Raw genomic sequence first — 25,412 nt, forward strand, 5'->3', positions numbered from 1 at the left:
CGGGTAATTCAAATAAATTCGTACAAAACAAACTTATTGTAGGAATTTATTCTATATATTTAGTTTGTAGTTTTAATCTTAAATATTGTAAATTATGAAGCAAAAAATTCAAAAAATTATTATTTTAAGTATTGTAATGATAATTTCAGTCACTTTTTTGAGGTGTCAAAAAGATGATGATTCATCAAATCAGCAGCAAAGTAAAATTCAGACGGTCACTCTTGATGAAGCAAAAAATTTTCTGACAAATTCAAAAATTAATTCTTTTGGAAAATCAGCAAACAACAAATTTGAGAATCTAGAGTTTGATAAAATTTCACAAGAAAAAATTAATGGTACCAATCAGTTGTTAACAGTAATACCCTTGGCAACAAACAATAATCTTCAAAATGATAGAGTATTATTATTGAAGGTTGAAAACGAAATTAAGAGTGCAGTTTTTACAATGTACCCTGATGAGAATTCTGTTATAGGAAGTTTTTCAGGGACGTTATTTTCTTACTCTTTGGATGGTAATTTTATTAGCGGATACAGGGCAAAAAATGGAGTTATTGTAAGTTATTTTGTTGAAAATAATACTGTAAAATCTACAAGTGGCAAAGCTATACGATTAAACGAAGTTGTAGTTGAAAACAATTATCAATTGGTATATGCATTAGATATGTTTGGATCTTATAGCTTATTTGGCAATAATAATATGTATGGAGGTGGATACAATGATTATAATGGAGTTGAGTACTATTCTTGGGATGCAGGTCGCGAAATCTTTTCTGCTGATTTGACAGATGTAATTATGCCTCCTCCTCCAAAATTACCCATAAGTGATATTAAAAAGTTCTTAAGTTGCTTAAATACAGCAGCAAGTGCAAATTTAACCGTTTATGCAGAAAAAACTAATTTAGCAAAGGTTAATGTAGGTCATGCTTTTATATCTATTTCGCAAGGTAATAATGTAATGATTTATGGATTTTATCCAGAAAACGGATATGATAAATCATTTTCTGGACCAGGAATAATGGGTGAAAATGGGGAGCATGCTTATGATGTATCAGGAAATATAGGACAAATTACTCCACAGCAATTACAGAAAATTATATCTTTGTCAGAAAAATATCAAAATAGTTGGTACGATTTAGATGCTAATAATTGTTCAGATTTTACAGCTGATGTATTGAATATTGTGGGAGTTGCAAGTAATAATTCGTTCGAGACACCTGTTACAGTTGCAAACACATTACAAAAAGTGCCAAATCATACTTCTAATCCAAGTTATGCACCAAAAACAAAAAGAACATGTCCATAATAAAAATTCTAAAAATAGTAGCAATAATTTCATTTTTAATGCTACCAGGGCTTAGTGAAAATGGAATTCCATATTTTGCTTTTTTATTATATTGTTTACGTCAATTTATTACTGATCTATTTGGTAATTCAAATTCGATATTTTGGGAAGGATTTCTTGTTTTGCCTATATTGGCAACTTTAATTGTTTTTCTTATTAGCAAAGTCAATAAAATTTTGTCTTTTTGCTTTTTAGGTTTATTAATAACACAGATACCTAGTTTAATAACTAATTATAAAAGAATAGATTTTTTGTTTTTATTTCTTTTTTTGACTTTTATAATATCGTCAATTTGTGTGATTGTGTTAATAAAAAAGAAACAGAGGTGAAATCTTCATTTTTATGATTATTGAAAAGCATGGAAATTGCTTCTTATCTCAAACAACTTTGTCAAAGTTTACTTTTAAACCTGTTCATTAAATTGAGCAGGTTTTTTTTTAAAATTTTCTATTGCACCCTAAACTTTTCTCGATATTCAATAGGTTTCATTCCAACCATTTTATAAAATACTTTTCTAAAAGCTTTCGGGTCATTATATCCCGTTTTTTCAATAATCTCTGAAATAGAAAGCTGTGTTTGTTCAAGATATTTTTTAGAACTCTCCACTCTAATATTTTGCAGATATTCAATTGGCGGAATCCCGGTAACTTGTTTAAAACGACGCGTCATGTTTCTGGCACTCGTGGGAATGTCTTTTGTGATTTCTTCCAGTTTTTCTATGCTGTGGTATTGGCTTTCAATTTTATGCTGTAACATAGCAACCAAAGTATCATTATGCAGATGATTTGGCCTAAAAGTACTGAAATAACTTTGTTTGTATCGATTTAAATCAATAGAGAAAATCTTGGCAATTTGTACTGCAATTTCATTGCCGCAATATTTTTGAACTAAAAGAATTAGCAAATGAAATGTTGAGGTCGAACCGCCGCTTGTATACAAACTGCCATCAGCAGTTAAAGTTTCTTCTGGTTTTAGTTTTACCATCGGAAAAGCTTTTGTAAAAGCACTGCAGGCATCAACATGAGTAGTAGCCAGTTTTTCGTTTAATAATCCTGATGCAGCAAACAAAAATGCTCCTGTGCAAAAACTCGCCAGTTCAGCTCCAGATTGGTGCTGTTTTTTTAACCACGGAATAAAGTTTTTATTTTTTGCGATCATTCCGCTCATATCATCAGTAGTGAAAGCAGGAATCAAAATCAAATCCAAAACTTTGTTTGAAGTTTCAATAGAGTTGGTTTCATATCCAAATAAAGATTCCTCATTAATTTGTTCTACTGATTGAAAAACCATAATATTAAATGGTTTTTCAGGTTCTTTGCTTAATTTATTAGCTGTTTCAAACACTTCTAAAATTGCAGCAATACTCAACAATTTATACTCGTGAGGGACGATTAAACCTACTCTTGTGCTCATGATTCTGTGGTTTTTTGCAAGATTAATGATGTAACAAATGTAAGTAAAATGTCTCAAATGCCCCTAAAGTTGACTTTTATTGTATCCTAAAGCCGATAGTAATATTCTAAATTTGCTTTAAATAATTTGTAACTTTAGATATTATGGAGACAAAAATTTATATAAATCTTGCTGTAAAAGATTTAAAAAGAGCAATTTCATTTTTTAATGAATTGGGGTTTTCTACCAATTTGAAATTTACAAATGAAAAGGGAGCCTGTATTGTTATTGGTAAAAACATAAATGTAATGCTTTTGCTTGAAGAGTTTTATAAAACGTTTACCGATAAAGAGATTTGTGATTCAAATACAACCAGCGAAGTTCTTATTTCTATTTCTGTTGAAACACGTAAAGAGGTCGACGAAATAATAGACAAAGCAGTCAAAGCAGGAGGAACAGATTATCAAAAAGCAAACGATTATGGATGGATGTATCAAAGAACTTTTTTAGATTTAGACGGACATCATTGGGAAGTTTTCTTTATGGATGAAACTCAGATTCCGGATCAAATGTAATTACAGTATAAATCAAAGTATAATTTAAAAAAAAATATAAACAATGATAACAGTACAAAATACAGTCAATGCATCAATAAACAAAGTTTGGGATTTTTGGACTTTACCGGAACATATCACAAAATGGAGTTTTGCCTCTCCAGATTGGCACACACCTTATGCCGAAAATGATTTGCAAGAAGGCGGAAAGTTCAAATCGACTATGGCAGCAAAAGATGGCAGTATGAGTTTTGATTTTGAAGGTGAATACACACTGGTGCAGCCAAATGAAAATATTGAATACATAATGGCCGACGGCAGAAAAGTTGAAATTACTTTTAAGGAAACGGAGAATGGAGTAGAAATTATTGAAAGTTTTGACCCAGAAACTCAAAATCCTGAAGAAATGCAGCGCGGCGGCTGGCAGGCCATTTTGGATAACTTTAAAAGATATGTAGAGAATAATTAATTTTTTTAGGGAACAAAGTTGCAAAGAAGCAAAGGTTCAAAGGGAAAAACTTAGCGCCTTAGAACCTTAGCACTTTAAAAAATAAGTTTAACGAAAAACATCAAAAAATGACAAAGCAAATATGGCTGAATCTGCCAGTGAAAGAGGTGGCGGTTTCAAAAGCTTTTTTTTCGAAAATAGGATTCTCTTTTAATGAAGAACATGATACGCCAAGTTCAACCTGTATGGTCGTTGGTGAAGGGAAATTTGTGGTAATGCTTTTTGAAGAATCACTTTTTGCGAGTTTTTCTCAAAACAATTTAACTGATACAAAATTAAGCTCTGAAGTTTTGATTTCGATTGATGCAGAAAGCAAAGAAGAAGTCGATGAACTAGCTCAAAAAGTGCAGGATGCCGGCGGTACTATTTTTGCTCCGCCAGCTGAAAGTCAAGGTTGGATGTATGGCTTCGGTTTTGCTGATACAGACGGTCATCGATGGAATGTTCTATTTATGGATTTTGCTAAATTATCTTAATTATGGAAACCTTAGAATTTAAAATACGAATTAAAGCTTCGGCCGAAAAAGTTTGGAGTGTTTTATGGGATGAGGAAACGTATAAAAAATGGACTAGTGTTTTTTGTGAAGGATCTCATACTATAAGCGACTGGAACGAGGGTGATAAAATACATTTTATGTCACCAAACGGAGAAGGAATGTATAGTATAATCGAAACAAAAACACCAAACGAATATATGGCTTTTAAGCATATAGGCGAAATAAAAGATTTTAAAGAACAGCCTCTCAACGAAGAAACAAAAAAATGGAGCGGGGCAATGGAAACTTACAGATTAATTCGAGATGATGAATTTACAGATTTGATTGCGCAGGTCGATTCGGGCGAAAAATTTGTCGATTATTTTAAAGAAGTTTTTCCAAAAGGTTTAGAGGTAGTTAAAGAAATTTCGGAGATGTAAATTACAGTAAAAAAATCAATTAGAACAAAGATGTAGTAACAAATAAAAAACAAAAAATCATGACAACAGTAAATCCTTATTTAGTTTTTAATGGAAATTGCGAAGAAGCATTTCTACATTACAAATCCGTATTTGGCGGAGAATTTCCATATATCGGAAAATTTAAAGATATGCCTGCTGCTGAAGATGGCGGCTGTACTCAAGTTTCAGAAAAAGAAGCCAACCGTATCATGCACGTTTCACTGCCTATTGGGAATACCATCTTAATGGGAAGCGACAGCACCGAACAATCAGGCGATGTTGCTTTTGGAGGAAATTTTTCTGTTTCGGTTAATGTAGAAAGTACAGAAGAAGCAGACCGAATTTTTAACGGACTTTCAGAAGGCGGGAACGTTTTTATGCCAATGGATAAAACATTTTGGGGCGCTTATTTCGGAATGTTCACTGATAGATTTGGCATCAACTGGATGGTAAACTTTGATCAAACTCCAAAATAATTTTTTAACGCTGCAAATTCACAAATTATGTAAGCATCGAGTTTTAAAAAAAAACGTGAATTTGAAGCTGAAAGAAATCAAAATTACATTTTGTTATGTTATTTTAATAGCGGAACATAATTGTTAAATTACTCATAGAAAGCACATAATAATGTGCTTTTTTGCTGTAAAAAAACAACTGTTATTCTTTTTTATCACCAAGAGATTGTCGATTTTTGTCGCTTCGTAAAATCAATTCAGATAAGATGGCAATAGAGAATAAAGAAATTATTTTATTAAAAGTTTCAGGACATGATAAACCAGGAGTTACAGCTGGTTTAACAGCGGTATTAGCGGCTTATGATGCTGTTATTCTTGATATTGGACAAGCCGATATTCATGACACGCTTTCTTTAGGAATTTTGTTTGAGATCGAAGCAGGTTCTACTTCTGGTCCAGTTTTGAAAGATTTGCTGTTTAAAGCTTATGAATTAGAAGTGAAAGTAAAGTTTATTCCGATTTCCCTTGAAGATTACGAAAAGTGGGTAAAAACGCAATCTAAGCAACGTTATATCATTAATATTTTAGGAGAAAAATTGGCTGCGTCGCAATTAGCTGCCGTAGCAAAACTTTTGTCCGATCAAAATTTAAATATCGTTTCTATAATAAGATTAACAGGAAGAACTTCTGTTGTCGAAAAAGAAGAATATCCAAGATCTTGTATACAATTATCACTAACAGGAGATATTGTAGATAAGATTGCCATGACGGCAAGTTTTATGGAAATTTCCAGAACCTTAAACGTAGACATTTCTTTTCAAGAAGATAATATTTACAGACGAAACCGTCGTTTAGTATGCTTTGATATGGATTCAACTTTAATTCAAACTGAAGTTATAGATGAACTGGCAGAGTTGAATGGAGTAGGACCTCAAGTAAGAGCAATCACAGAATCGGCAATGAACGGAGAAATTGATTTCAACGAAAGCTTCAAGCAGCGTATGGCTTTGTTAGAAGGTTTAAGCGAAGAAGTTTTGCATAATGTTGCCATAAATTTACCCATTACACAAGGAGCACATCGTTTGATGAAAGCCCTAAAATATTACGGCTATAAAACCGCAATTCTTTCTGGAGGTTTCACTTATTTTGGAGATTATCTTCAAAAAGAACTCGGAATTGATTATGTGCATGCGAATCAATTAGAGATTAAAGACGGAAAATTAACCGGTAAATATTTAGGTGATATTGTAGATGGACAAAAGAAAGCTGAACATCTAAAAGCTATCGCCGAAAAAGAAGGAATTCACATCAACCAAACCATTGCTGTTGGAGACGGAGCAAACGATTTACCAATGTTAAACTTAGCCGGTTTAGGAATTGCTTTCCACGCAAAACCAAAAGTAAAAGAAAGCGCGTCAACATCAATTTCAAGTTTAGGACTTGACGGAGTTTTATATCTTTTAGGATACCATGATCGATATATTGATATGATGTAAATAAAACAGTTTGTCATTTCGACGTAAGGAGAAATCACAATTGAAACTCCATAAAGTGAATCGTCAATCTTTGTCGATTATTGTGTGTGATTTCTCCTTACGTCGAAAAGACAAATAGAACCTAAATAAAACAAACAAACCTTAGTTTTTCAATAAAAGCTAAGGTTTTTTTATGGGCATGTCCCTTTGGAACGGATAGTCCTCATGCGACTTAGTGGAATTAATCTTTAAGAGAAAAGACAAGTTTTAAAAAGCATTTTTTATTATCAATTACCTCCTGCTTTAGCTGGAGTAATATTGATTGAATAGATTTTTGGCTTTAGCCAAATTAATTAGGCATGTAGAATTTGGCTAAAGCCAAGAAAAGATGCATTTATACCACTAGCTAAAGCTAGTGGCTATGGAAAAATAGATATTAAAATTCGTGCTAATTAGTGAAATTCGTGGTAAGTCTTAAATCCTACATCTCCTTCAACTGCTCTAAATAATCTCTTTGATTTGAAAGTCTCGGAATCTTATGCTGTCCCCCTAATTTATCTCTTTCTTTAAGCCAGTCATAAAATAAGTTTTCGCGAGCTACATTAATCACCAAAGGATTTAGTGTCATATTGTTGTAGCGTTTCGCTTCGTAATCAGAGTTTAAAGTTTGCAGCGTTTCATCAAGTACTTTTTGGAAAAGACCAACATCGGCAGGTTTTTTCTTGAACTCGATCATCCATTCGTGTGCGCCTTTTTCTTTGTCCTGCATAAAAATAGGAGCAACCGTATAATCGATAACTTCGGTATGCGTAATTTGACAGGCTTTTGCAATGGCTTGATCGGTGTTTTCGACCATTAATTCTTCGCCAAAAACATTAATATGATGTTTTGTTCTTCCAGTAACTCTTATTCTGTAAGGATTTAAAGACGTAAAACGAACCGTATCGCCAATTAAATAACGCCATAAACCAGAATTGGTTGTAATAACAATAGCGTAGTTTTTATTCAATTCTACATCAGCTAAACGAACCACTTTTTGATTTGGAGTTCCAAAAGTCTCCATTGGAATAAACTCATAGAAAATCCCGTAATCGAGCATCAATAATAAATCGCTGGAATTGTTTAAATCCTGAATCGCAAAAAAGCCTTCAGAAGCATTGTAAATCTCGTAATATTTAAAATCTTTACTCGGCAAAATTTTCTTGTATTGTTCTCTATAAGGAGAAAAACTTACACCTCCATGAAAATATACTTCTAGATTTGGCCAAAGTTCTAATAAACTTTGCTTGCCCGTATTTTCTAAAACTTTATTCATTAAAACCAGCATCCACGAAGGAACTCCTGCAAAACTGGTTACATTCTCGTTTTTTGTTTCATTTATAATCGCAGCAATTTTAGTTTCCCATTCGCTCATTAACGAAGTTTTACTGCTTGGCGTACTGCTGAATTCTGCCCAAATAGGCATATTTTCGATCAAAATTGCCGATAAATCGCCAAAGAAAGTATTGTTGTTTTCATATATTTGAGAACTTCCGCCTAAGCGAAGACTCTTTCCAAGAAACAATTCAGAATCCTCATTATTATTCAAATACAAACAAAGTAAATCTTTACTTCCTTTATAATGACAATCTTCTAAAGCTTCGTTACTAACAGGGATAAATTTACTTTTGGCATTTGTAGTACCGCTCGATTTGGCAAACCATTTAATCGGTGACTCCCAAAAAACACCTTGTTCACCCTGACGCGTGCGTTCAATCAAAGGCTGCAGTTCTTCGTAACTTGAAATAGGAACCCTTTCTGCAAAAGTTTGATAAGAATTTATAGATGCAAAGTCATACTGTCTTCCTACAACTGTGTTTTCTGATGCTGTCAATAAATTATGCAAGAGTTCTTCTTGAACTTCATTTGGATATTTTAGAAAAAGTTCTATTTGATGTATCCTTTGTTTCAGGACCCAAGAAGCGAAAGAATTTATAATGGATAAGGGCATGAGTGAATTTTAGATTTTAGATGTTAGTCTTTACAGATTGACGTAAAAAACACGAAACTTAAAATTTGAATATCGACAGACAAATATTAACTTTGCCGTTGTATCAAAAATAGTGTTTTTTTGCAAAAAACAATTCTATTTAAGGCAAAGATTCTACTTCAAAAGCCGAACTTCTCAGAACTGAATCTAAAATTTTTAAATCAGTAATCTAAAACCTAAAATTAAATGCAATATCAAGGCGTACTTACAAAAATGCAGACTGAACTAGGAAACCCAATTCAATATTATTTGGTTTTTGAGGACAGTTTTATCAACGTTAATCAGTTATTGAATAAAGAGATTGAGATTAATTTTGCAGGTTACGAGTGTTTGAATTGCCATAAAAAGAAAAAAATCTACAGACAAGGTTTTTGTTACGAGTGTTTTTATTCAAGTCCAGCTGTGGGCGACTGGATCATGAGACCAGAATTGAGTACGGCACATTTAGGAGTTGCTGATCGAGATTTAGAATATGAACAAAAAGTACAATTGCAGCCACATATTGTTTATCTGGCATTGTCAAGTGAGATAAAAGTAGGAGTAACGCGTAAAACGCAAGTTCCGACACGATGGATTGATCAAGGCGCGACGCAGGCAATTACAATTGTTGAAGTTCCAAATCGCTATTTGGCTGGAATTACTGAGGTTGCATTAAAAGATCATTATGCCGATAAAACGAATTGGAGAAAAATGCTGCAGAGTACTGCAGAATCTTGCGATTTGATTCTTGAAAAAGCAAAAGTAGAAAACCTAATCCCTGCAGAGGTTAAAGATTATTTTTACACTGAGAAAAACGATGTATACGAGTTAAACTATCCCGTTTTGAATTACCCATCAAAAGTAGCAAGTTTGAATCTGGATAAAACACCTTCATTTCAAGGAAAACTAATTGGAATTAAAGGTCAATATTTAATTTTCGAAAACGGAACGGTCTTTAATATTCGCGGTTCTGAAGGATATGTAGTCAATATAAACGTCTAAGGAATTTACCTGTCTGTCGATTTTTTAGTCGTAACTATCTAGTGTTTTGTTGTTTATGAAATTAATATTGTATTTTTATGTCTCTTTCCAAAGACATAAAGATGCAAATATTGATACATTTGGTTACAATTTTGTAATAAATGCTTATTGAAAGAATTTATTTTTAGAAAAATAAAGAACCTAGATTTGGAAACAAGTCATTAGAGGTTTTATTCTAAAATTAAGACGATTTAATAATTCATAAATTATTCGATACAGATGAGTGTTTTAACAAAAGTAAATCAATACAGGCGCAGTATAATGCGTGGTCTGACTAAGAATATTGGAAAACCAAAGGAAGATCCCGGTTTTGTTTTAGTAGACAAAATGGAGATAAAAAGGGTTTTAGTCTGCAGACCAAATGCCAGATTAGGAAACCTTTTACTGATCACTCCTCTCGTTCAGGAAGTAAGTGAAATGTTTCCAAATTGTAAAGTCGATTTGTTTGTTAAGGGAACTTTAGCTCCGGTAATTTTTGAGAATTACGACTGTATCGATAAAGTTATTGATTTACCCAAAAAGCCATTCAAAAGTTTATTGAAATATCTAAATGTTTGGATTTCGATAAAAAGACGAAAATATGATATTGCGATCAACGTCGATCAAAATTCTTCCTCAGGACGTTTAGCAGTCCAGTTCTCAAATGCTAAGTACAAATTCTTTGGAGATTTATTTGAAGAATCTCAACTTGTAAAAAGCGACTACAATCATATTGCAAAATATCCTGTTTATAATTTCCGATACTATCTAACAAAACTAGGATTTGCAAAAAGTAACAAAATCATAGCTCCAATAGATCTCAAATTATCTTCTTCTGAAATTGCTGAAGGCAAAGAAATTCTAAATGATCTAGTTTCTAATGCCAAAAGAACAATTTGCATTTTTACTTATGCAACTGGTGCAAAATGTTTGTCAGTAGAGTGGTGGGAATCTTTTTATTCACAGCTTACCGCAGAATATAAAAATTATAATATTGTTGAAATTTTGCCCGTAGAAAATGTTTCGCAGATTGATTTTAAAGCACCGACATTTTATAGTAAAGATATTCGCGAAATAGGTTCGGTTATTGCAAATGCGGATTTGTTTATTGGTGCTGACAGTGGAATTATGCATTTAGCAAGTGCCGTTCAAACACCTACAATTGGTTTATTCTCTGTTTCAAACATACAAAAATATGAGCCTTATGATAATTGCAGCGTAGGGATAGACGTCAATTTGTATTCTAAAAAGGATTATATAAAAACCATTAATTCAATTCTAAACAATGGTAAATTAAATATCTTTTCGAAAGCTATTTAATCGTAAAAGAAAAAAGAAAGACATCCGTTTAACAGGATGCCTTTTTTTATTTAATTCTTCTTCTTAAATAATCCATTCAATAAATCACTTGCTTTTTTAGTAACCTCTTGCGTTTTTTGTTCTTTTTCAGTTTTCGCTGCCTGCGTCGTATCTTTTGCTTTAGTGTTTTTATTGATTAAATCAGTCAAAGCAGCAGTACCCTTTTGCGTCAGTTTTTCTTTTTGCTGATTGGCTACTTGTGTGGCTAAACTAGAAACTGCAGTTTTCATATCTGTAGTAATTTTTGGATTAGAAAAATTACCAGTAATTATAGCATTTATTGGTATGTTTTGCAGTTTTGCAGCATCAGCAGGAGACATTTTAGCAATAAAGGCATTTGCTTCATTTCCTAAATATTTAGCAGGAACATCAAGTTTTAAATTGTAGTTCATCGTTTGATCAAAACCGTGAGTTCCACCAACCGTAATTTTTATGTCTTGATATTTAATGTCAAATGGTTTTACGTTTACTTTTCCATTATCAAAAGTCAAAGCCGCTTTAATATCATTCAAATTGACTTTATTCATGTCAATAAATTTGATGTTTGAACCTAAAGCATTCAATAAAGTAGAGTTTTTAGAGTTTACAGTAGTCGAAAGCAGCTGCCCTAATAAATCTCCTGAAATTGATTTTAGATCTGGAGTCAGTTCATTTGCATCAAGATTACCGTTTAGTTTTACAGTCGAATTTAGCTTACCATTTATAATTCCAGCAATTGGAGCAATTTTTTTCATCATGTCTAATTGCGTAAAAGTCTGTGCAATATCAACTTGGTTAAAACCTAAATTCATATCAAATGTTGGAACTTTGGTTTTAGTCGAAACAGCACCGGTTAAACCAATTGTTCCTCCAAAAATTGATGTTTTAAAGTTTTCCAGTAAAGCTTTTTCATCTTTGATGATTAATTTTCCAGAAACATCTTTAAGCTTCAAATTGTCGTATAAAACAGTTGTTGCTTTTGCATTTAAAGTACAGTTTAAAAAAGCTGGAATTTTCATTGCTTCAGCTGGTTTTGCGGCAGTTTTTGTTTCTGTCTTCGTTTCTGCTTTTGCAGGTTCGCCGGCAGTCATAAAATCATCAACAGCCAATTGATTTGAACTCATATTAAAGTTTCCTCTTAATTCCTGTTTTTTGAACATAAAACCGTAGAAATTTTCCAGAACACCATTTATAGCAAGATCACTTTTTCCAGTAGTTGCATTAAATTGTTTCAAGTTAATTGTACTTGGATTGAACTCAACCAATGCCGTGCTGATATTCATCGATTTATTGTTTTCATCAGTATATTTAAATCCTGATAAACTCATTGTTCCAGCATTTTTAATATTTTGATATTGGCTTTTTTCTACAGAAGCCATATCAAATTGTGTAGTAACATCAGCTTTTAAAATACCTGCCAAAGGTTTGTCCATTTTAATAGGATATGCTTTTGAAAGATTCGCCAAGTTTATTGTTCCCTTTAAAGCCGCATTAACAAAAGGGTTTACAGTAATGTTTCTGATATTTGCTTTAGCATTAAAAACATCTTGATCGATTCTAAACGAAAGTTTGTCTAGATTAACATAAGTATCATTTAAAATCCCAGTTTCATTTATAATTTTAGTGTCGATTACAATATTTTGAACTGATTTTGGTAAGTTTGGATATTGAAATGAAGCATTATTTGACGCAATGGCAACATTAAATTTTGGTACAGTAGTATCTGTTAGTTGCCCTTTTGCAAAACCTGCAACCGTAAAGTCTCCGGTTGTTTTTACGCCATCAAGACTTGATGAATATGCTGACGGGATTAAACCTAAGAAATTAGTAAATGATGAGGTTGGCGTTTTAAATTTCAAATCATAAATCTGTCCCGCTTCAACCATTTGTATAAAGCCGTCAAACTCTAATGGCAATTGGTTAATTAAAGCTTTGTTTTCTTTAAAAGTGTATTTGCTTTGATCTAAATCAATTCCTAAAACTGCATCTAAAGTCAGTTTTACATTTTTCATGTAATTGATTTTGTCCATATCTAAAGATACTTTGGCAGTTGATTTTGTTGTTAAATCCAATTTTGAATTGGTAAAATCACCAGTTCCTTCGTGGTTTAAACTGTCAATAACCATTTTTATTTTTGATCCTTGATCAATGTATCTGAACGTGAAATTTTCGATTTTGTAATTTTGAATTTTTAACGAAAGTGGTTTGCTTGCATTATCTTTAGCCGTTTCTTTCTTGTCTTTCAACGCAATATCAAAGTTTCCTACGCCGTCTTTATTAAAGATGATATTTACTAAACCATTTTCAGAAGTAATTCCCTGAATGTTCAATGGTTCATCTTTTCCTTTAAAAAGTTCTTTAATGCTCATTTTTAAATTCAACTCGCCTAAAGAAACAAGCGTATCACCTTCAAAAGGAGCTTTGTTAATGATTACTAGTTTTTCAATTCCTACCGCTGCATTTGGAAAGTTTTTAAACAAACTCAAATCAGCATCAGCAAAACTTACTTTAGCATCTACACTTTCATTTATAGCATCGGCAATTTTTGCTTTGATTTGATCTTTAAAGAAATAAGGAATGGCGAATAATGCGGCAACAAAAACCACAATTACAATGGCGCTTATTTTTAAAATTTTCTTTAACATATTTATAGATTTGAGATTTAATTTGAAATTAGGACTCATGCAAAAATAGTTTTTTTGAATGAGACAGACGATAAAGTTTTCTTAAAAACTGTAAGAAATAGCTGTAAAATGGGAATAAAAAAATCCGCCTGATAATTTTCAAACGGATTTAAATTTATGATATTGTATTTATTTTTTAATAAAGGAGACTATTTTTTCAATCAATACTTCTGAAATTGGCAGGGTTTCATTATTATAACTTTCCATATTTGCCTGTTTATCGCCGTCAATAATTTTCATAATATGATTCATTTTATCAATGATAGCCAGTTGCGAATTTTTGTTGGCTTGAGCCAAATTTTCGGCATCTTTAACGCTTACTTGCAAATCGTTGTTTCCTTGTAAAATTAAAATAGGAACGGTGATTTTTTTAATCTCGGTTTGTGGATCATATTTAAACCATGAAATTAAGTAAGGCTGAATACTTGGTCTAAAAAGCGAATTTAGAAGCGGATCAACTTTATTTACTTTATTGCCGCTTTTTAAACTGTCAATAATAGGAAACGTCATATCCTCTAATTGTTTGTTTGATTTAGAAGCTATTTGCGATTTTATAAGTTTATCTGCAGATTCTCCTGCACCTGCAATAGAAACAAATTTATTAGCCTTTGCGCCCGCAATCATTCCAATTAAGGAACCTTCGCTGTGACCAATAACAGTAAGTTGTGTAAAACGTTTGTCAAGTTTTAAAAAGTTAATCCAGCTTTTTACATCTTCGGTATAGTTTTCAAAAACCAAGCTCGATTCTGTTATTGCAGAAGCTTTACTTTCTCCAATTCCTCTTTTATCAAATCGTAATGATGCAATTCCTTTTTTTGCTAAAGCTTCTGCCAGCATTTTTAAGGAATTATTTTTCATCATCGGATTGTTCCCATTTCGGTCAGTTGGACCTGAACCTGCAATTATCAAAACAACCTGACATTTTTTAACTTCATCAGGAACAGTTAGAGTTCCGTACAGCTGATCAACATTAATTTTTAAAGTTACATTAGTTTCTTTAAAAGTATGTTGCGTTGTATTTTGCGCATTTGCAATTGTCAGGAATAAAACGGAAAAAAAGAGAAATATAGTTTTCATTTTTTTAGATAGCATTATTTAATGTTTATTCCAAAAGGCATCATTGCCTGCACACCTTTTTGTCTTTGAAATCTTTTAACTTGCTCGATAAGCAGATAGTTTTCTTCACCTATTTCTTCTTTTATAAACGCCTCTTTCGATTTTGCAAAAGGAAGGTTAGCCATTAAATCGCTAAAAGTTTTTTCGTATTCAGGATAATTTTGTGTGCTGTAATCTTTAATCTTAGCAATTTTAGCAGCTTCAGCAATAGCATCATTAAGACCTCCAATTTTGTCCACTAATCCAATTTTTACCGCTTCAGATCCAGACCAAACTCTTCCTTGAGCAATAGAATCAACTTGTGCGAAAGTCATTTTTCGACCTTCGGCAACATGGGTAACAAAATTTTTGTAAATCTGTTCAACTCCTTCAAGTGTAAAGGCTTTAAATTTTTCATCAAGCGGCACAAACGGACTGTAATTTGCTGAATTTTCGTGTGTTTTAACTTGCTCTGTGTTAATTCCTAATTTAGTAGCCAACGGAGTGAAATTTGGTAATACTCCAAAAACACCTATAGAACCCGTAATAGTATTACTTTCGGCAAAAATCTTATTTGCATTACAAGCAATATAATAACCTCCAGAAGCTGCATAATTTCCCATTGAAACCACAACTGGTTTTACTTTTTTAGTGATTTCAATTTCTCTCCAAATTAAATCTGAAGTTAAAGCGCTTCCGCCTGGGCTGTCAATTCTAAGAACAATAGCTTTTACATCTTCATTTTTTCGAGCTTCTTGCAGCGAACGACGCATTGAGCCTTCACCAATTACAGTTACATCACCTTCGCCGCCAATAATTTCGCCTTGAGCATAGATAATCGCAATTTGATTATCAGCAGTATTTGTTAATGCAGTAGTAATATTGTTTTGAGTATAATCTAGAATAGAAATTTTGTTATAATCATCATCTCCAGTTACTTTCAAAGCTTTTTTGATGGCATTATGATAAACATCTTCATAAGCAACAATGTCAACTAAACGTTCTGCTTTTGCCATTGCAGGAGTTCTAGCCAATAGGCCGTTTGCTATTTCATTTAATTTCGCAACAGGGATATTTCTGCTTTTCGAAATGTCGCTGCAAACTGTTGTCCAAATAGAATTTAAAAGCGCAGTAACTTGTTCTCTATTTGCATCGCTCATTTTATTTTCTAAAAATGGCTCAACCGCACTTTTATATTTTCCGTGACGAATAACTTCCATATGAATTCCTGATTTTTCCTGAAAATCTTTAAAGAACATAACTTCAGACGAAAGTCCTTTAAAATCAAGATCTCCGGCAGGATTCAAATAAACAGTATTGGCAACAGAATTTAAATAGTATTCTTTTTGAGAATAAGTATTAGCATAAGCCCAAACAAATTTCCCTGATTTTTTGAAGCTTTCAAGAGCATTTCGCAAATCTTTATATTGAGCCAATCCTAAAGATGATTCATCATTTAAAATTGAAATTCCCTTAATATTACTGTCTGTTTTTGCCGCTTCAATAGCGTTAATAACATCCGTTAACCCAATTCCTTTTTTTTCTGAAAAAACAGTTACCCAAGGATCTTTATACTTACCTGCATAATCGTTATTGATTTGTTTTAGATTTAATTCTATAACTGAATCATTTTTTACAGAAACCTTGTCTTCTCCCCCAAAAATGACTCCAATTAGAATTACTCCAAAAAAGAAGATCATGATAAATACAAAAATACCAATAACAGTAGCGATTACATTTCCTAAAAATTTCATATGTATATTTTTTTAATAAGTATCAAAAAGATGGATTTGTTACAAATATAATCTAAAATCGATGTAACTTTTGTATCTGCATCAGCGAAATATTTGTAGTTTTTACATTTTTAATCTTCTAATTAAAGATAGTATAATTTGTAAGATAAGTATGGTTTGAAGTTGGAATATTTTATATTTGATAAAAATAAATACTGCAAAATGAAAGATAAAATTGCCTTGTTGAGCCTTTTTTTTCTAGTTGGTTTTTATGCCGAAGCACAAAAAATACAAACTAAAAAAGTGGTGGTTGATAAATTGACAAAACTGCCTTTGGAGAAAGTAAATGTTTATAATTTAAAAGATAATTCGATAACAAATGAAGAGGGTTATTTTTCTTTTATTACGGATTATAATGAATTGAATTTTAGCTTGATTGGTTATGAAAATCTAAAACTTAGTTTCGAGGAAGTAAATAAACGAGATACAATTTTTTTACAAAGCAAAACAATTGAGCTTGAAGAAGTGGTAGTAGGCGGTGAAATGGCTATTATGAAAAAGGCATATGCTAAAATGAAGGAAAATTATATACTCGAACCTTATAATGAAAATTTCTTTCTGCGATGTGTTTTGAAAAGAAATGACGAATTAGTCAGACTGCAGGATATTTATGGGAAAGTATCAAGAAAAAGTATTTTTAAAACCAAAACTCAGCCGGATAATAAATGTGAAGTTGAGATTTTGAATATGAGAAAAGTTGGAATTAAGGATAAAGAAGATTTTATTTATTTTGAATTTCAAAGTTTTGAAAAATTATTTGACATCAATGCGTTGATAGTTATAAAATTGGAAGACTTCGAACTTACTCAGGAAAAAAATGCAGCGAATAATTTTTTTAAAATTAGTTTTAGTAAAAAAATAGATAATTCTGTTGGACAAAAAACAAGCGGCTACTTTATAATTAATAAGGAAGATTATGCAATTGTCGAAACACACTTTGATCTTTATGATGATGGAGAAAAAGTACCGTTTCAAAAAAAGGGTAGTGTAGAATATCGAACAACTATTTTTAAAACAACATCAAATTATAGAAAGAACAGCAGTACCAATAAATATTATTTAAATAATGCAAAATCAGATGTTAGAGTTGAACTGCTTGGTAACGAAAAGGTTCCAAAAGCTTTTTATGATTATTCGACCAATTTTTTTGTAACGAATAGTTTTATCGCCGAAAAAGCAAAATCAAATTTGTCTATGGATAAAGATATTTTTAAAGTAAAATATCCATATTCTGAACAATTTTGGAAAAGTCAAAACCAATTACCTCTAACGAGTGATTTGAATGCATTTTTAAAACGTGTTTCAGAAAATAAAGACAATAAGAAAGAGTTTGAAGTAGTTGGGAACTTCTAATTCTTGAAACAAATAATGTAGTTAATTCTAAAATAGTTTTAGTTAATTTGCATTTATTATGAAGTCACAGCATCAAGTCGTTTTATCCATAGGCAGCAATCAAGGAAACAGGTTAGAAAACATCGAAAGTTGTATCAATTTGATACATCAAGAAGTGGGAACGGTAATCAAGGTTTCAAAATTGTATGAAACACCTGCCTGGGGTTTTGAGAGTGATGCCTTTTATAATTGCGCTTTACTTTTGCATACGGCTTCATCTGCACAAAAAATATTAAATCAAGTTTTAAAAGTCGAAAAACAATTAGGTAGAATTCGCTCTAATAAAGAAGGGTATCAATCTAGAATTATTGACGTTGATTTGATTATTTATGATGATGAAATTATAGAATCTGAAAAACTTCAGGTGCCGCATCCATTAATGCAGAATAGAAATTTTGTTCTATTACCAATATCAGATTTAAAATTGGATTGGAAACATCCGGTTTTTCAGAAATCAATTTCGGAGTTAATTGCAGTTTCGCCAGATGACAGCGTTTGTACAGTCGTTCAGGATCTAAAAAATCCCTTGCATGAAATTGCACTTGAACACTTTAATTATATTGCTTTCGAAGGTAATATTGGTGCAGGTAAAACTACTTTGGTACATAAAATTGCCGACGATTTTAATGCAAAAACAGTTTTAGAGCGTTTTGCTGATAATCCATTTTTGCCAAAGTTTTATAAAGACCAAAATAGATATGCATTCCCACTCGAAATGTCTTTTCTAGCAGATCGTTATCAGCAATTATCAGATGATTTAGCACAGTTTGATTTGTTTAAAGACTTTATCGTTGCCGATTATCATATTTTTAAATCGCTGATTTTTGCTAAAATTACATTGGCGGAAGATGAATATCGCTTGTACCGAAACTTGTTTGATATTATTTACAAAGAAATGCCTAAACCAGATTTGTATGTTTATTTATATCAAAATACAGAACGACTTCTTCAAAATATAAAGAAACGAGGCAGAAGCTACGAACAAAATATAGAAGCAGAATATTTAGATAAAATCAATAATGGTTATTTAGAATATATTAAATCCCAATTTGATTTGAATGTTTTGATTATTGATGTTTCTAATCGTGATTTTGTAAAAAAACAAGAAGATTATTTGTTTGTTTTAGATGAAATTAGAAAGAAGTTGAATTAAGATAATTAGAGAATGTGTCAATTAGATAATTTTCTAATTTGTTCATTTTTTATTAATAAATTATCTTTTCAGCGAAAAATGACCTCGTAAAATGGGTTGTGTATTATCAATCTTTAAAGCGTACCAATAATCGGAAGCAGGCAAAAGGGTTTTGTCAAATGTTCCGTCCCAGCTCATTTTAGATGCATTTAGCTGTGCAATCAACTTTCCGTATCGATCAAAAATAGTGACCTGTGCCTGAGGATAATTTTCTATTCCAGTAACTTCCCAAGTGTCATTGTAAGAATCATTGTTTGGGGTGAAAAATGCTGGGAAAATAAGAACAACAAAATTTTGCATTCCCAGTCCACAGCCATTTTTATCTCGAGCATATGCTGTTTGCAATCCACCAGGAACATCATAAAAAGTATTTGAGTCCTGAAAGTTTATTCCATCAACAGAATATTCAAAATAAGCAGTTTCTTTTTTTAGATAAATCACAACTTTTGTACCGCTGACACCAATTCGATCTATTTGCGGAATCTCATGTTCTTCAACTGTAATTGTCTTTCGGCTTGTGCAATTTTCAGGAGCAGGGCTGGTTACATCAACAGTGTAAATACCGCCTTCAGTAATGTCGGTAGTCTGTGTTGTTGCTCCATTAGACCATAAATAAGTCATTCCTGTAATTCCAGCATCTAATGTTATAGTTTGAAATTGGCATAAAGGCAAAGTTTCATCTGCAACAACAGGAGGGGTGTAGATAGTAATGGCAACTGGAATACGATTCGTGTTAATGCAGCCGTTATTTGAAGCTTCTGCGTAATAAGTGGTATTTGTAGAAATAGCACGAGTTTGAAAACTATTGCCTGTAAAAATACTTGTGCCGCCAGTTGAGTTTGCATACCAATTAATAAGCCCAATATTTGAACTGACTTGCAAAGTTACACTTCCAACACCGCATCTTGAAACATTCGAAGAAACAGCAGTTGGAATATTAGGAGTTTGATTAACTGTCGCAATTACTGATTTTCTATTTATTTCACAGCCCGCATCAGCATAATAAGTTGTAGTTACTGTTATCGGTGATGGAGTTGTGTAAGTGTTTCCAGTTCCTAATAAAGTTCCGCCTGTAGGTGAATCGTACCAGTTAATAGCGGCACCGGCAGTTGCAGTTGCGTTTAAAGTAAAGCTTCCTGCGTCACAAACTGGACTTGGAGTAAGTAAACTAGTTATTTCGGGAATTGTGATTTTTGTGCTTGCCGCAATTTGTAAAGGAGCTTCTTCTGGCATTCCGCCATATTCGACAACATAGCCTTTTGGCTGATAGTTTCCTGTTGGGTCTCCATTATTTGATAAATCATTCCAAGAGCCTTTTATTCCTACGCCAGGTTGTGTAATGTGGGCATACTTCTCATTACCACCTCTATTGTTTGGTTCTCCAGTGTTCCAAAAAGCAAAATTTGGTGTTGAGCCATTTGCGCTTCCGTTCCAGAAAACAGTGCCTGCTTCAGGACCGGTTACCCATTTCCAAACACCTTCGGTTTCTGCATCGCTTCCTCCAATCCATCCCGTTCCAGAGGCTTGTTCGCCAATTAATTTAGCTTCGTCAGCAGATAAAATAGTTGCAAGATAACCCTGTAATCCATAATAAGTACTTGATTCGGCTGCGGTTTTTGCACTCGACCACGTGATGCCAATACTTGGTACAAATAAATAAAAATGTTGTGTTGACGGAAGGTAATTGGCTTGACCAATCGTTATAGAAAAAGTTCTAGTGCCAGAGGCTGTAGCTGATGAATTAGAATATACAACATCCTTAATTGCATTAACAAAATCGGAATACAAGATATTTGCTCCTGTCGAACTGTATAATCGTAATTTTCCAGCGGTCGCGTCCCAGCTTGTTGTAATTGCAGGATGCGAAGCTGGGTTTGAAAGTTCTAGTTTGTCAAGACCGCTTGAATAACCAGATGAAATTTGAATGTAAACTGCTTGAGTAGATGGTTCAGCAGGATCATGAGTTATGCTAATAGTCTCTACAATTTTTATAGTGCTTTGCGGGCAGTAAAATTGATTTCCAGTTGCAGTTATAATAGGAGGTGTGATAGCAAAATCTAACGTTGTATTTCTTTTTTTATTCGTTTTAAGACTGTCATGTAAGTATGTGTCTGCGTACCTATTTTCAGTTTTAAAATTTTCATTTGCATGAGTTTTTGCCACATTTAAAAGAAGTAGTAAAAGCGTTATTTTAAAGAAATTAACATTTTTCATTTTATAAAAGTATCAATTTTATAAGAATAAAAAAATATATTTAAAAATCTAACATTTACAGCTGCTTTTCGATTTAAAATCACAGTTTTTTGTAAAAGAATAATTTCTTAATCGTTATTTGGCCAGTTTAGTTTTTGAAACAAATCCCAGACTACAATTCCTGCGCTAACCGCTATATTCAAAGAATGCTTCGTTCCTAATTGAGGAATTTCGATACAGCCGTCGCAAATAGCTACAGCTTCTTGTGCAACACCGTATACCTCATTTCCAAAAACCAAAGCATATTTTTGATTTTTTTCCACTTTAAAATCTTGAAGAAAAATAGAACTTTCCACTTGTTCAATGGCTAGTGTCATTACATTTTCTTTTTTAAGATTCTCGATAACTTCTAATACATTTTCGTGGTGTTCCCAAGCAACTGTTTCAGTAGCGCCAAGAGCTGTTTTGTGAATCTCTTTATTTGGAGGTGTTGCAGTGATACCACATAGAATTATTTTTTCGATCAAAAAAGCATCCGAAGTTCTAAAAACAGATCCAATATTGTGCAAACTGCGAATATCATCCAAAACTAATATTAAAGGTGTCTTGTCTGATTTTTTAAAATCTTCAATTGATTTGCGTTCTAGTTCGCTGTTTTCTAGTTTTCTCATTGGTATAAATTCAGGTCATAAAAAAAGCTTCCAAAGATAAGGAAGCTTTTTCGATTATTTTATTGTTTTTCAGATTAGCTTTTTACTGGATCTGGTAAAACTGTACCTTTAATAGTAAGTACTTTTGTTGGTTGTCCTTCAGCGTTAGAAGTAACAGTTACTGTTTTTGTAAAAGCACCAACTCTGTCAGTAGCGTATTTTACACCAATAATACCTTTAGCACCAGGAGCAATCGGCTCTTTTGGAGTTGTTGGTACAGTACATCCACAAGATCCTGTTGTGTTTGTAATGATTAACGGTTTTGTTCCGTTGTTAACAAAAACAAACTCACGTTTTCCATCAGCATTGTGCGCGATAGTTCCGTAATCAATAGTTTCAGTTTCAAAAGCCATTCCAGCTCCTTCAATTTTAGCTACTTTGGCAGCTTTAGCAGCAGCTTTTTTAGTGCTTTGAGCGTTAGAAGCTGTAATACCAACAACTGCTAACATAGCGAATAAAATTATTTTTTTCATCTTTTTAGATTCTTAGTTTAAATGATTGAACAAATCTATATAAAATTCTTAAAAGTGAGCTTAAAAATAGCTTAAAATATTTTAATTTTTGAAGCCTTCAATATGCCGTTAAAAAATTATAAATTCGCTGTCTTAATTTTCATTTAAAATATATCAATTTTGGCAGCTAAAGAAAAAGTAGTGAAGGAAACACCTTTAATGAAACAGTACAACGAAATCAAGAGAAAATATCCTGATGCATGTCTGCTTTTCAGAGTAGGAGATTTTTATGAAACATTTGGAGAAGACGCCATTAGAGCTTCAAAAATTCTAGGCATTACTTTAACCAAAAGAGGCGCAGGTTCAGATACAGAAACAGCGCTGGCAGGTTTTCCTCATCATTCAGTTAACACCTATTTGCCAAAATTGGTTAAAGCAGGGCTTCGTGTTGCCATCTGCGATCAGCTGGAAGATCCTAAAATGACTAAAACTATCGTAAAACGTGGTGTTACAGAACTTGTAACGCCGGGAGTTTCTTTAAACGATGAGGTTTTGCATTCTAAAACAAATAACTTTTTAGCATCCGTTTATTTTGCTAATAAAAATATCGGAATCTCTTTTTTGGATGTTTCAACGGGAGAGTTTTTAACGGCTCAAGGAAATGCTGAATATATCGATAAGTTATTGCAGAATTTTAATCCGAGTGAAGTTCTAGTTCCTAAAAATAATAAAAGCGATTTCAGAGATGCATTTGGCGATGATTTTCATAGTTTTTACTTAGAAGATTGGATTTATAAAGAAGATTATGCACTCGAAACGCTTACTAAACATTTTCAAACCAACTCTTTAAAAGGTTTTGGGGTTGAAGAATTAAAAGAAGGAATTATTGCTTCTGGAGCGATTTTGTATTACTTGTCTGAAACACAGCATAATCGTGTGCAGCACATAACGGCTATTCAGCGAATTGCAGAAGATGCATATGTTTGGATGGATCGTTTTACAATTCGAAACTTAGAATTGTATCATAGTTATAATCCAAATGCTGTTACACTTTTAGATGTTATAGATAGGACGCTTTCTCCAATGGGAGGGAGATTGTTGAAGCGTTGGCTGGCTTTGCCACTTAAGGACAGTAAAAAAATAAAAGGGCGCCATGATGTGGTTTCATATTTGAAATCAAATCCAGAAGTCTTACATAATATTCAATATCAAATTAAACAGATTTCAGATTTAGAGCGTTTGATTTCTAAAATAGCAGCAGGAAAAGTTTCTCCTCGCGAAATTGTTTATTTAAAAGAATCTTTAGATGCGATTATCCCAATTAAAACCTTAGCGCTGGAAAGTAAACAGGAGGCGGTAAAAATTATAGGAGACAGTCTGCATGCTTGTGATTTACTGCGAGAGAAAATCAAAATAACTTTAAATCAAGATGCGCCAGTTGCGATTGCAAAAGGAAATGCAATTGCCAAAGGTATAAGTGAAGAATTAGATGATTTACGTGCTATCTCAACTTCAGGAAAAGAATATTTAGAAGGAATTGAAAGAAGAGAGTCAGAAAGAACAGGGATTTCTTCTTTAAAAATTTCATTTAATAATGTTTTTGGTTATTATATTGAAGTTAGAAATACGCATAAAGATAAAGTTCCAGAAGAATGGATTCGTAAGCAGACACTTGTAAATGCAGAACGTTATATTACTGAGGAATTAAAAGAATATGAAACAAAAATTTTAGGTGCAGAAGAGAAGATTCATAAAATTGAAACAGAGCTTTTTGAGCAATTAATTGCTTGGATTGCAACTTATATTAAGCCTGTTCAAATGAATGCAAATTTGGTGGCGCAACTAGATTGTTTGTGCTCGTTTACTCAGTTAGCTGTAGAAAATCAATATGTGTGTCCAGAAATTGATGAAACTTTTGAGCTTGATATAAAAAACGGAAGACATCCTGTGATTGAGAAACAATTGCCGGTTGGAACACCTTATATCGCAAACGATGTTTTCTTAGATAGAGAAACGCAGCAGATTATTATGATTACCGGACCTAATATGTCTGGTAAATCGGCTATTTTAAGACAAACCGCTTTAATCGTTTTACTTGCTCAAATGGGAAGTTTTGTTCCTGCAGACAGCGTAAGAATGGGAATTGTAGACAAGATTTTTACCAGAGTTGGAGCTTCTGATAATATTTCGATGGGAGAATCTACTTTTATGGTAGAAATGAATGAAACAGCTTCGATCTTGAATAATTTATCTGATAGAAGTTTAGTGCTTTTAGATGAAATTGGAAGAGGAACTAGTACTTATGACGGAATTTCGATTGCGTGGGCGATTGCTGAATTTTTGCACGAGCACCCTGGCAGAGCGAAGACTTTGTTTGCAACGCATTACCATGAATTAAATGAAATGACGGAATCGCTGTCTAGAATTCAGAATTATAATGTTGCTGTAAAAGAGCTAAAAGATACTGTTCTTTTTGTTCGTAAACTTGTAAAAGGAGGAAGCGCACATAGTTTTGGAATTCACGTAGCAAAAATGGCTGGAATGCCTCAAATTGTAATTTTGAAAGCGCAGAAACTTTTAAAGAAGTTAGAAAAAAATCATTCTAGCGAAGCTTTAAATGGAGTGAAAGAGGTTAATGATGAAATGCAGATGAGTTTCTTTAATTTAGATGATCCTTTGTTAGAAGAGATAAAAGAGGAGATTCTGGGGCTTGATATAAACGCGATTACACCTGTTGAAGCGCTGATGAAGCTTAACGAGATAAAAAGAATGTTGGTTAAAAAATAATTTCATATTTAAAGTTTAGGTTATCAGAAAGTTATAAAATAAGTTGATTTTTTTTTGAAAAAACGCTTGTGTAATTGAATAAATG

General features: G+C 32.6%; 20 protein-coding genes. 12 read left to right on the top strand and 8 right to left on the bottom strand.

All coding sequences use genetic code 11. From position 1 onward, the window contains the following. Positions 1-94 precede the first annotated feature (94 nt). Positions 95-1,303 carry a hypothetical protein gene (locus B0A75_RS11790; RefSeq protein WP_089054475.1) on the top strand — a complete coding sequence of 403 codons (1,209 nt, stop codon included), beginning with the start codon at positions 95-97 and terminating at the stop codon, positions 1,301-1,303. A 486-nt stretch (positions 1,304-1,789) separates the two neighbouring features. Here B0A75_RS11790 and B0A75_RS11800 read toward each other — a convergent pair whose 3' ends face one another. Then, positions 1,790-2,755, bottom strand: coding sequence for a GlxA family transcriptional regulator (locus tag B0A75_RS11800; protein ID WP_089054477.1), 966 nt, complete (start codon positions 2,753-2,755; stop codon positions 1,790-1,792). A gap of 143 nt (positions 2,756-2,898) precedes the next feature. Between B0A75_RS11800 and B0A75_RS11805 the strand changes: the two genes are divergently transcribed. The 6 genes from B0A75_RS11805 to serB all read left to right on the top strand — a co-directional run bounded on the left by B0A75_RS11805 (position 2,899) and on the right by serB (position 6,684). Further along, positions 2,899-3,309 carry a VOC family protein gene (locus B0A75_RS11805; protein WP_089054478.1) on the top strand — a complete coding sequence of 137 codons (411 nt, stop codon included), beginning with the start codon at positions 2,899-2,901 and terminating at the stop codon, positions 3,307-3,309. A 43-nt stretch (positions 3,310-3,352) separates the two neighbouring features. Beyond that, the gene (locus B0A75_RS11810) at positions 3,353-3,757 is read left to right on the top strand and encodes an SRPBCC family protein (RefSeq protein ID WP_089054479.1); all 405 of its coding nucleotides are present in this window, start codon (positions 3,353-3,355) and stop codon (positions 3,755-3,757) included. Positions 3,758-3,864: 107 nt separating this feature from the next. After that, a complete protein-coding gene (locus B0A75_RS11815; RefSeq protein ID WP_089054480.1) occupies positions 3,865-4,272 on the top strand; it encodes a VOC family protein in 408 nt (135 codons plus the stop codon). Between the two features lie 2 nt (positions 4,273-4,274). Then, positions 4,275-4,712 (top strand): SRPBCC domain-containing protein, encoded by a 438-nt coding sequence (locus B0A75_RS11820; RefSeq protein ID WP_089054481.1) that lies wholly within the window; start codon positions 4,275-4,277, stop codon positions 4,710-4,712. A gap of 59 nt (positions 4,713-4,771) precedes the next feature. Continuing rightward, the gene (locus B0A75_RS11825; protein WP_089054482.1) at positions 4,772-5,209 is read left to right on the top strand and encodes a VOC family protein; all 438 of its coding nucleotides are present in this window, start codon (positions 4,772-4,774) and stop codon (positions 5,207-5,209) included. A 245-nt stretch (positions 5,210-5,454) separates the two neighbouring features. Continuing rightward, positions 5,455-6,684 carry a phosphoserine phosphatase SerB gene (gene serB, locus B0A75_RS11830; protein ID WP_089054483.1) on the top strand — a complete coding sequence of 410 codons (1,230 nt, stop codon included), beginning with the start codon at positions 5,455-5,457 and terminating at the stop codon, positions 6,682-6,684. Positions 6,685-7,144: 460 nt separating this feature from the next. Here serB and B0A75_RS11835 read toward each other — a convergent pair whose 3' ends face one another. After that, the gene (locus B0A75_RS11835; protein WP_089054484.1) at positions 7,145-8,653 is read right to left on the bottom strand and encodes a GH3 auxin-responsive promoter family protein; all 1,509 of its coding nucleotides are present in this window, start codon (positions 8,651-8,653) and stop codon (positions 7,145-7,147) included. 225 nt (positions 8,654-8,878) lie between these two features. Between B0A75_RS11835 and B0A75_RS11840 the strand changes: the two genes are divergently transcribed. Next, positions 8,879-9,673 (top strand): DUF2797 domain-containing protein, encoded by a 795-nt coding sequence (locus B0A75_RS11840; RefSeq protein ID WP_089054485.1) that lies wholly within the window; start codon positions 8,879-8,881, stop codon positions 9,671-9,673. A 258-nt stretch (positions 9,674-9,931) separates the two neighbouring features. Continuing rightward, the gene (locus B0A75_RS11845; protein ID WP_089054486.1) at positions 9,932-11,011 is read left to right on the top strand and encodes a glycosyltransferase family 9 protein; all 1,080 of its coding nucleotides are present in this window, start codon (positions 9,932-9,934) and stop codon (positions 11,009-11,011) included. A gap of 50 nt (positions 11,012-11,061) precedes the next feature. Here B0A75_RS11845 and B0A75_RS11850 read toward each other — a convergent pair whose 3' ends face one another. The 3 genes from B0A75_RS11850 to sppA form a co-directional block, all read right to left on the bottom strand. Next, positions 11,062-13,674: an AsmA-like C-terminal region-containing protein gene (locus B0A75_RS11850; protein WP_089054487.1), complete on the bottom strand. Its 2,613-nt coding sequence runs from the start codon at positions 13,672-13,674 to the stop codon at positions 11,062-11,064. Between the two features lie 168 nt (positions 13,675-13,842). After that, positions 13,843-14,790, bottom strand: coding sequence for an alpha/beta hydrolase (locus tag B0A75_RS11855; RefSeq protein WP_089054506.1), 948 nt, complete (start codon positions 14,788-14,790; stop codon positions 13,843-13,845). Positions 14,791-14,804: 14 nt separating this feature from the next. Beyond that, positions 14,805-16,562 (bottom strand): signal peptide peptidase SppA, encoded by a 1,758-nt coding sequence (sppA, locus tag B0A75_RS11860; protein ID WP_089054488.1) that lies wholly within the window; start codon positions 16,560-16,562, stop codon positions 14,805-14,807. A gap of 201 nt (positions 16,563-16,763) precedes the next feature. On the opposite strand from sppA, the gene B0A75_RS11865 reads away from it, so the two are divergent. Continuing rightward, positions 16,764-17,954: a carboxypeptidase-like regulatory domain-containing protein gene (locus tag B0A75_RS11865; RefSeq protein ID WP_089054489.1), complete on the top strand. Its 1,191-nt coding sequence runs from the start codon at positions 16,764-16,766 to the stop codon at positions 17,952-17,954. Positions 17,955-18,012: 58 nt separating this feature from the next. Further along, positions 18,013-19,146, top strand: a complete 1,134-nt coding sequence (gene folK, locus B0A75_RS11870) for a 2-amino-4-hydroxy-6-hydroxymethyldihydropteridine diphosphokinase (protein WP_089054490.1) — start codon at positions 18,013-18,015, stop codon at positions 19,144-19,146. 60 nt (positions 19,147-19,206) lie between these two features. Here the strand turns inward: folK and B0A75_RS11875 are convergent, their stop codons facing one another. From B0A75_RS11875 to B0A75_RS11885, 3 genes are all read right to left on the bottom strand, one after another. After that, positions 19,207-21,399, bottom strand: a complete 2,193-nt coding sequence (locus tag B0A75_RS11875) for an Ig-like domain-containing protein (RefSeq protein ID WP_089054491.1) — start codon at positions 21,397-21,399, stop codon at positions 19,207-19,209. Positions 21,400-21,506: 107 nt separating this feature from the next. After that, positions 21,507-22,049, bottom strand: a complete 543-nt coding sequence (locus B0A75_RS11880; RefSeq protein ID WP_089054492.1) for an RNA methyltransferase — start codon at positions 22,047-22,049, stop codon at positions 21,507-21,509. Between the two features lie 74 nt (positions 22,050-22,123). After that, positions 22,124-22,561: a DUF1573 domain-containing protein gene (locus B0A75_RS11885; protein WP_089054493.1), complete on the bottom strand. Its 438-nt coding sequence runs from the start codon at positions 22,559-22,561 to the stop codon at positions 22,124-22,126. A gap of 159 nt (positions 22,562-22,720) precedes the next feature. Here B0A75_RS11885 and mutS point away from each other — a divergent pair, with 159 nt between their 5' ends. Continuing rightward, complete coding sequence (gene mutS, locus B0A75_RS11890) at positions 22,721-25,327, top strand: DNA mismatch repair protein MutS (RefSeq protein WP_165765121.1); 2,607 nt, start codon at positions 22,721-22,723, stop codon at positions 25,325-25,327. Positions 25,328-25,412 lie beyond the last annotated feature (85 nt).

Origin of the sequence: Flavobacterium oncorhynchi (genome assembly GCF_002217355.1) — a bacterium.
Taxonomy (GTDB): domain Bacteria; phylum Bacteroidota; class Bacteroidia; order Flavobacteriales; family Flavobacteriaceae; genus Flavobacterium; species Flavobacterium oncorhynchi.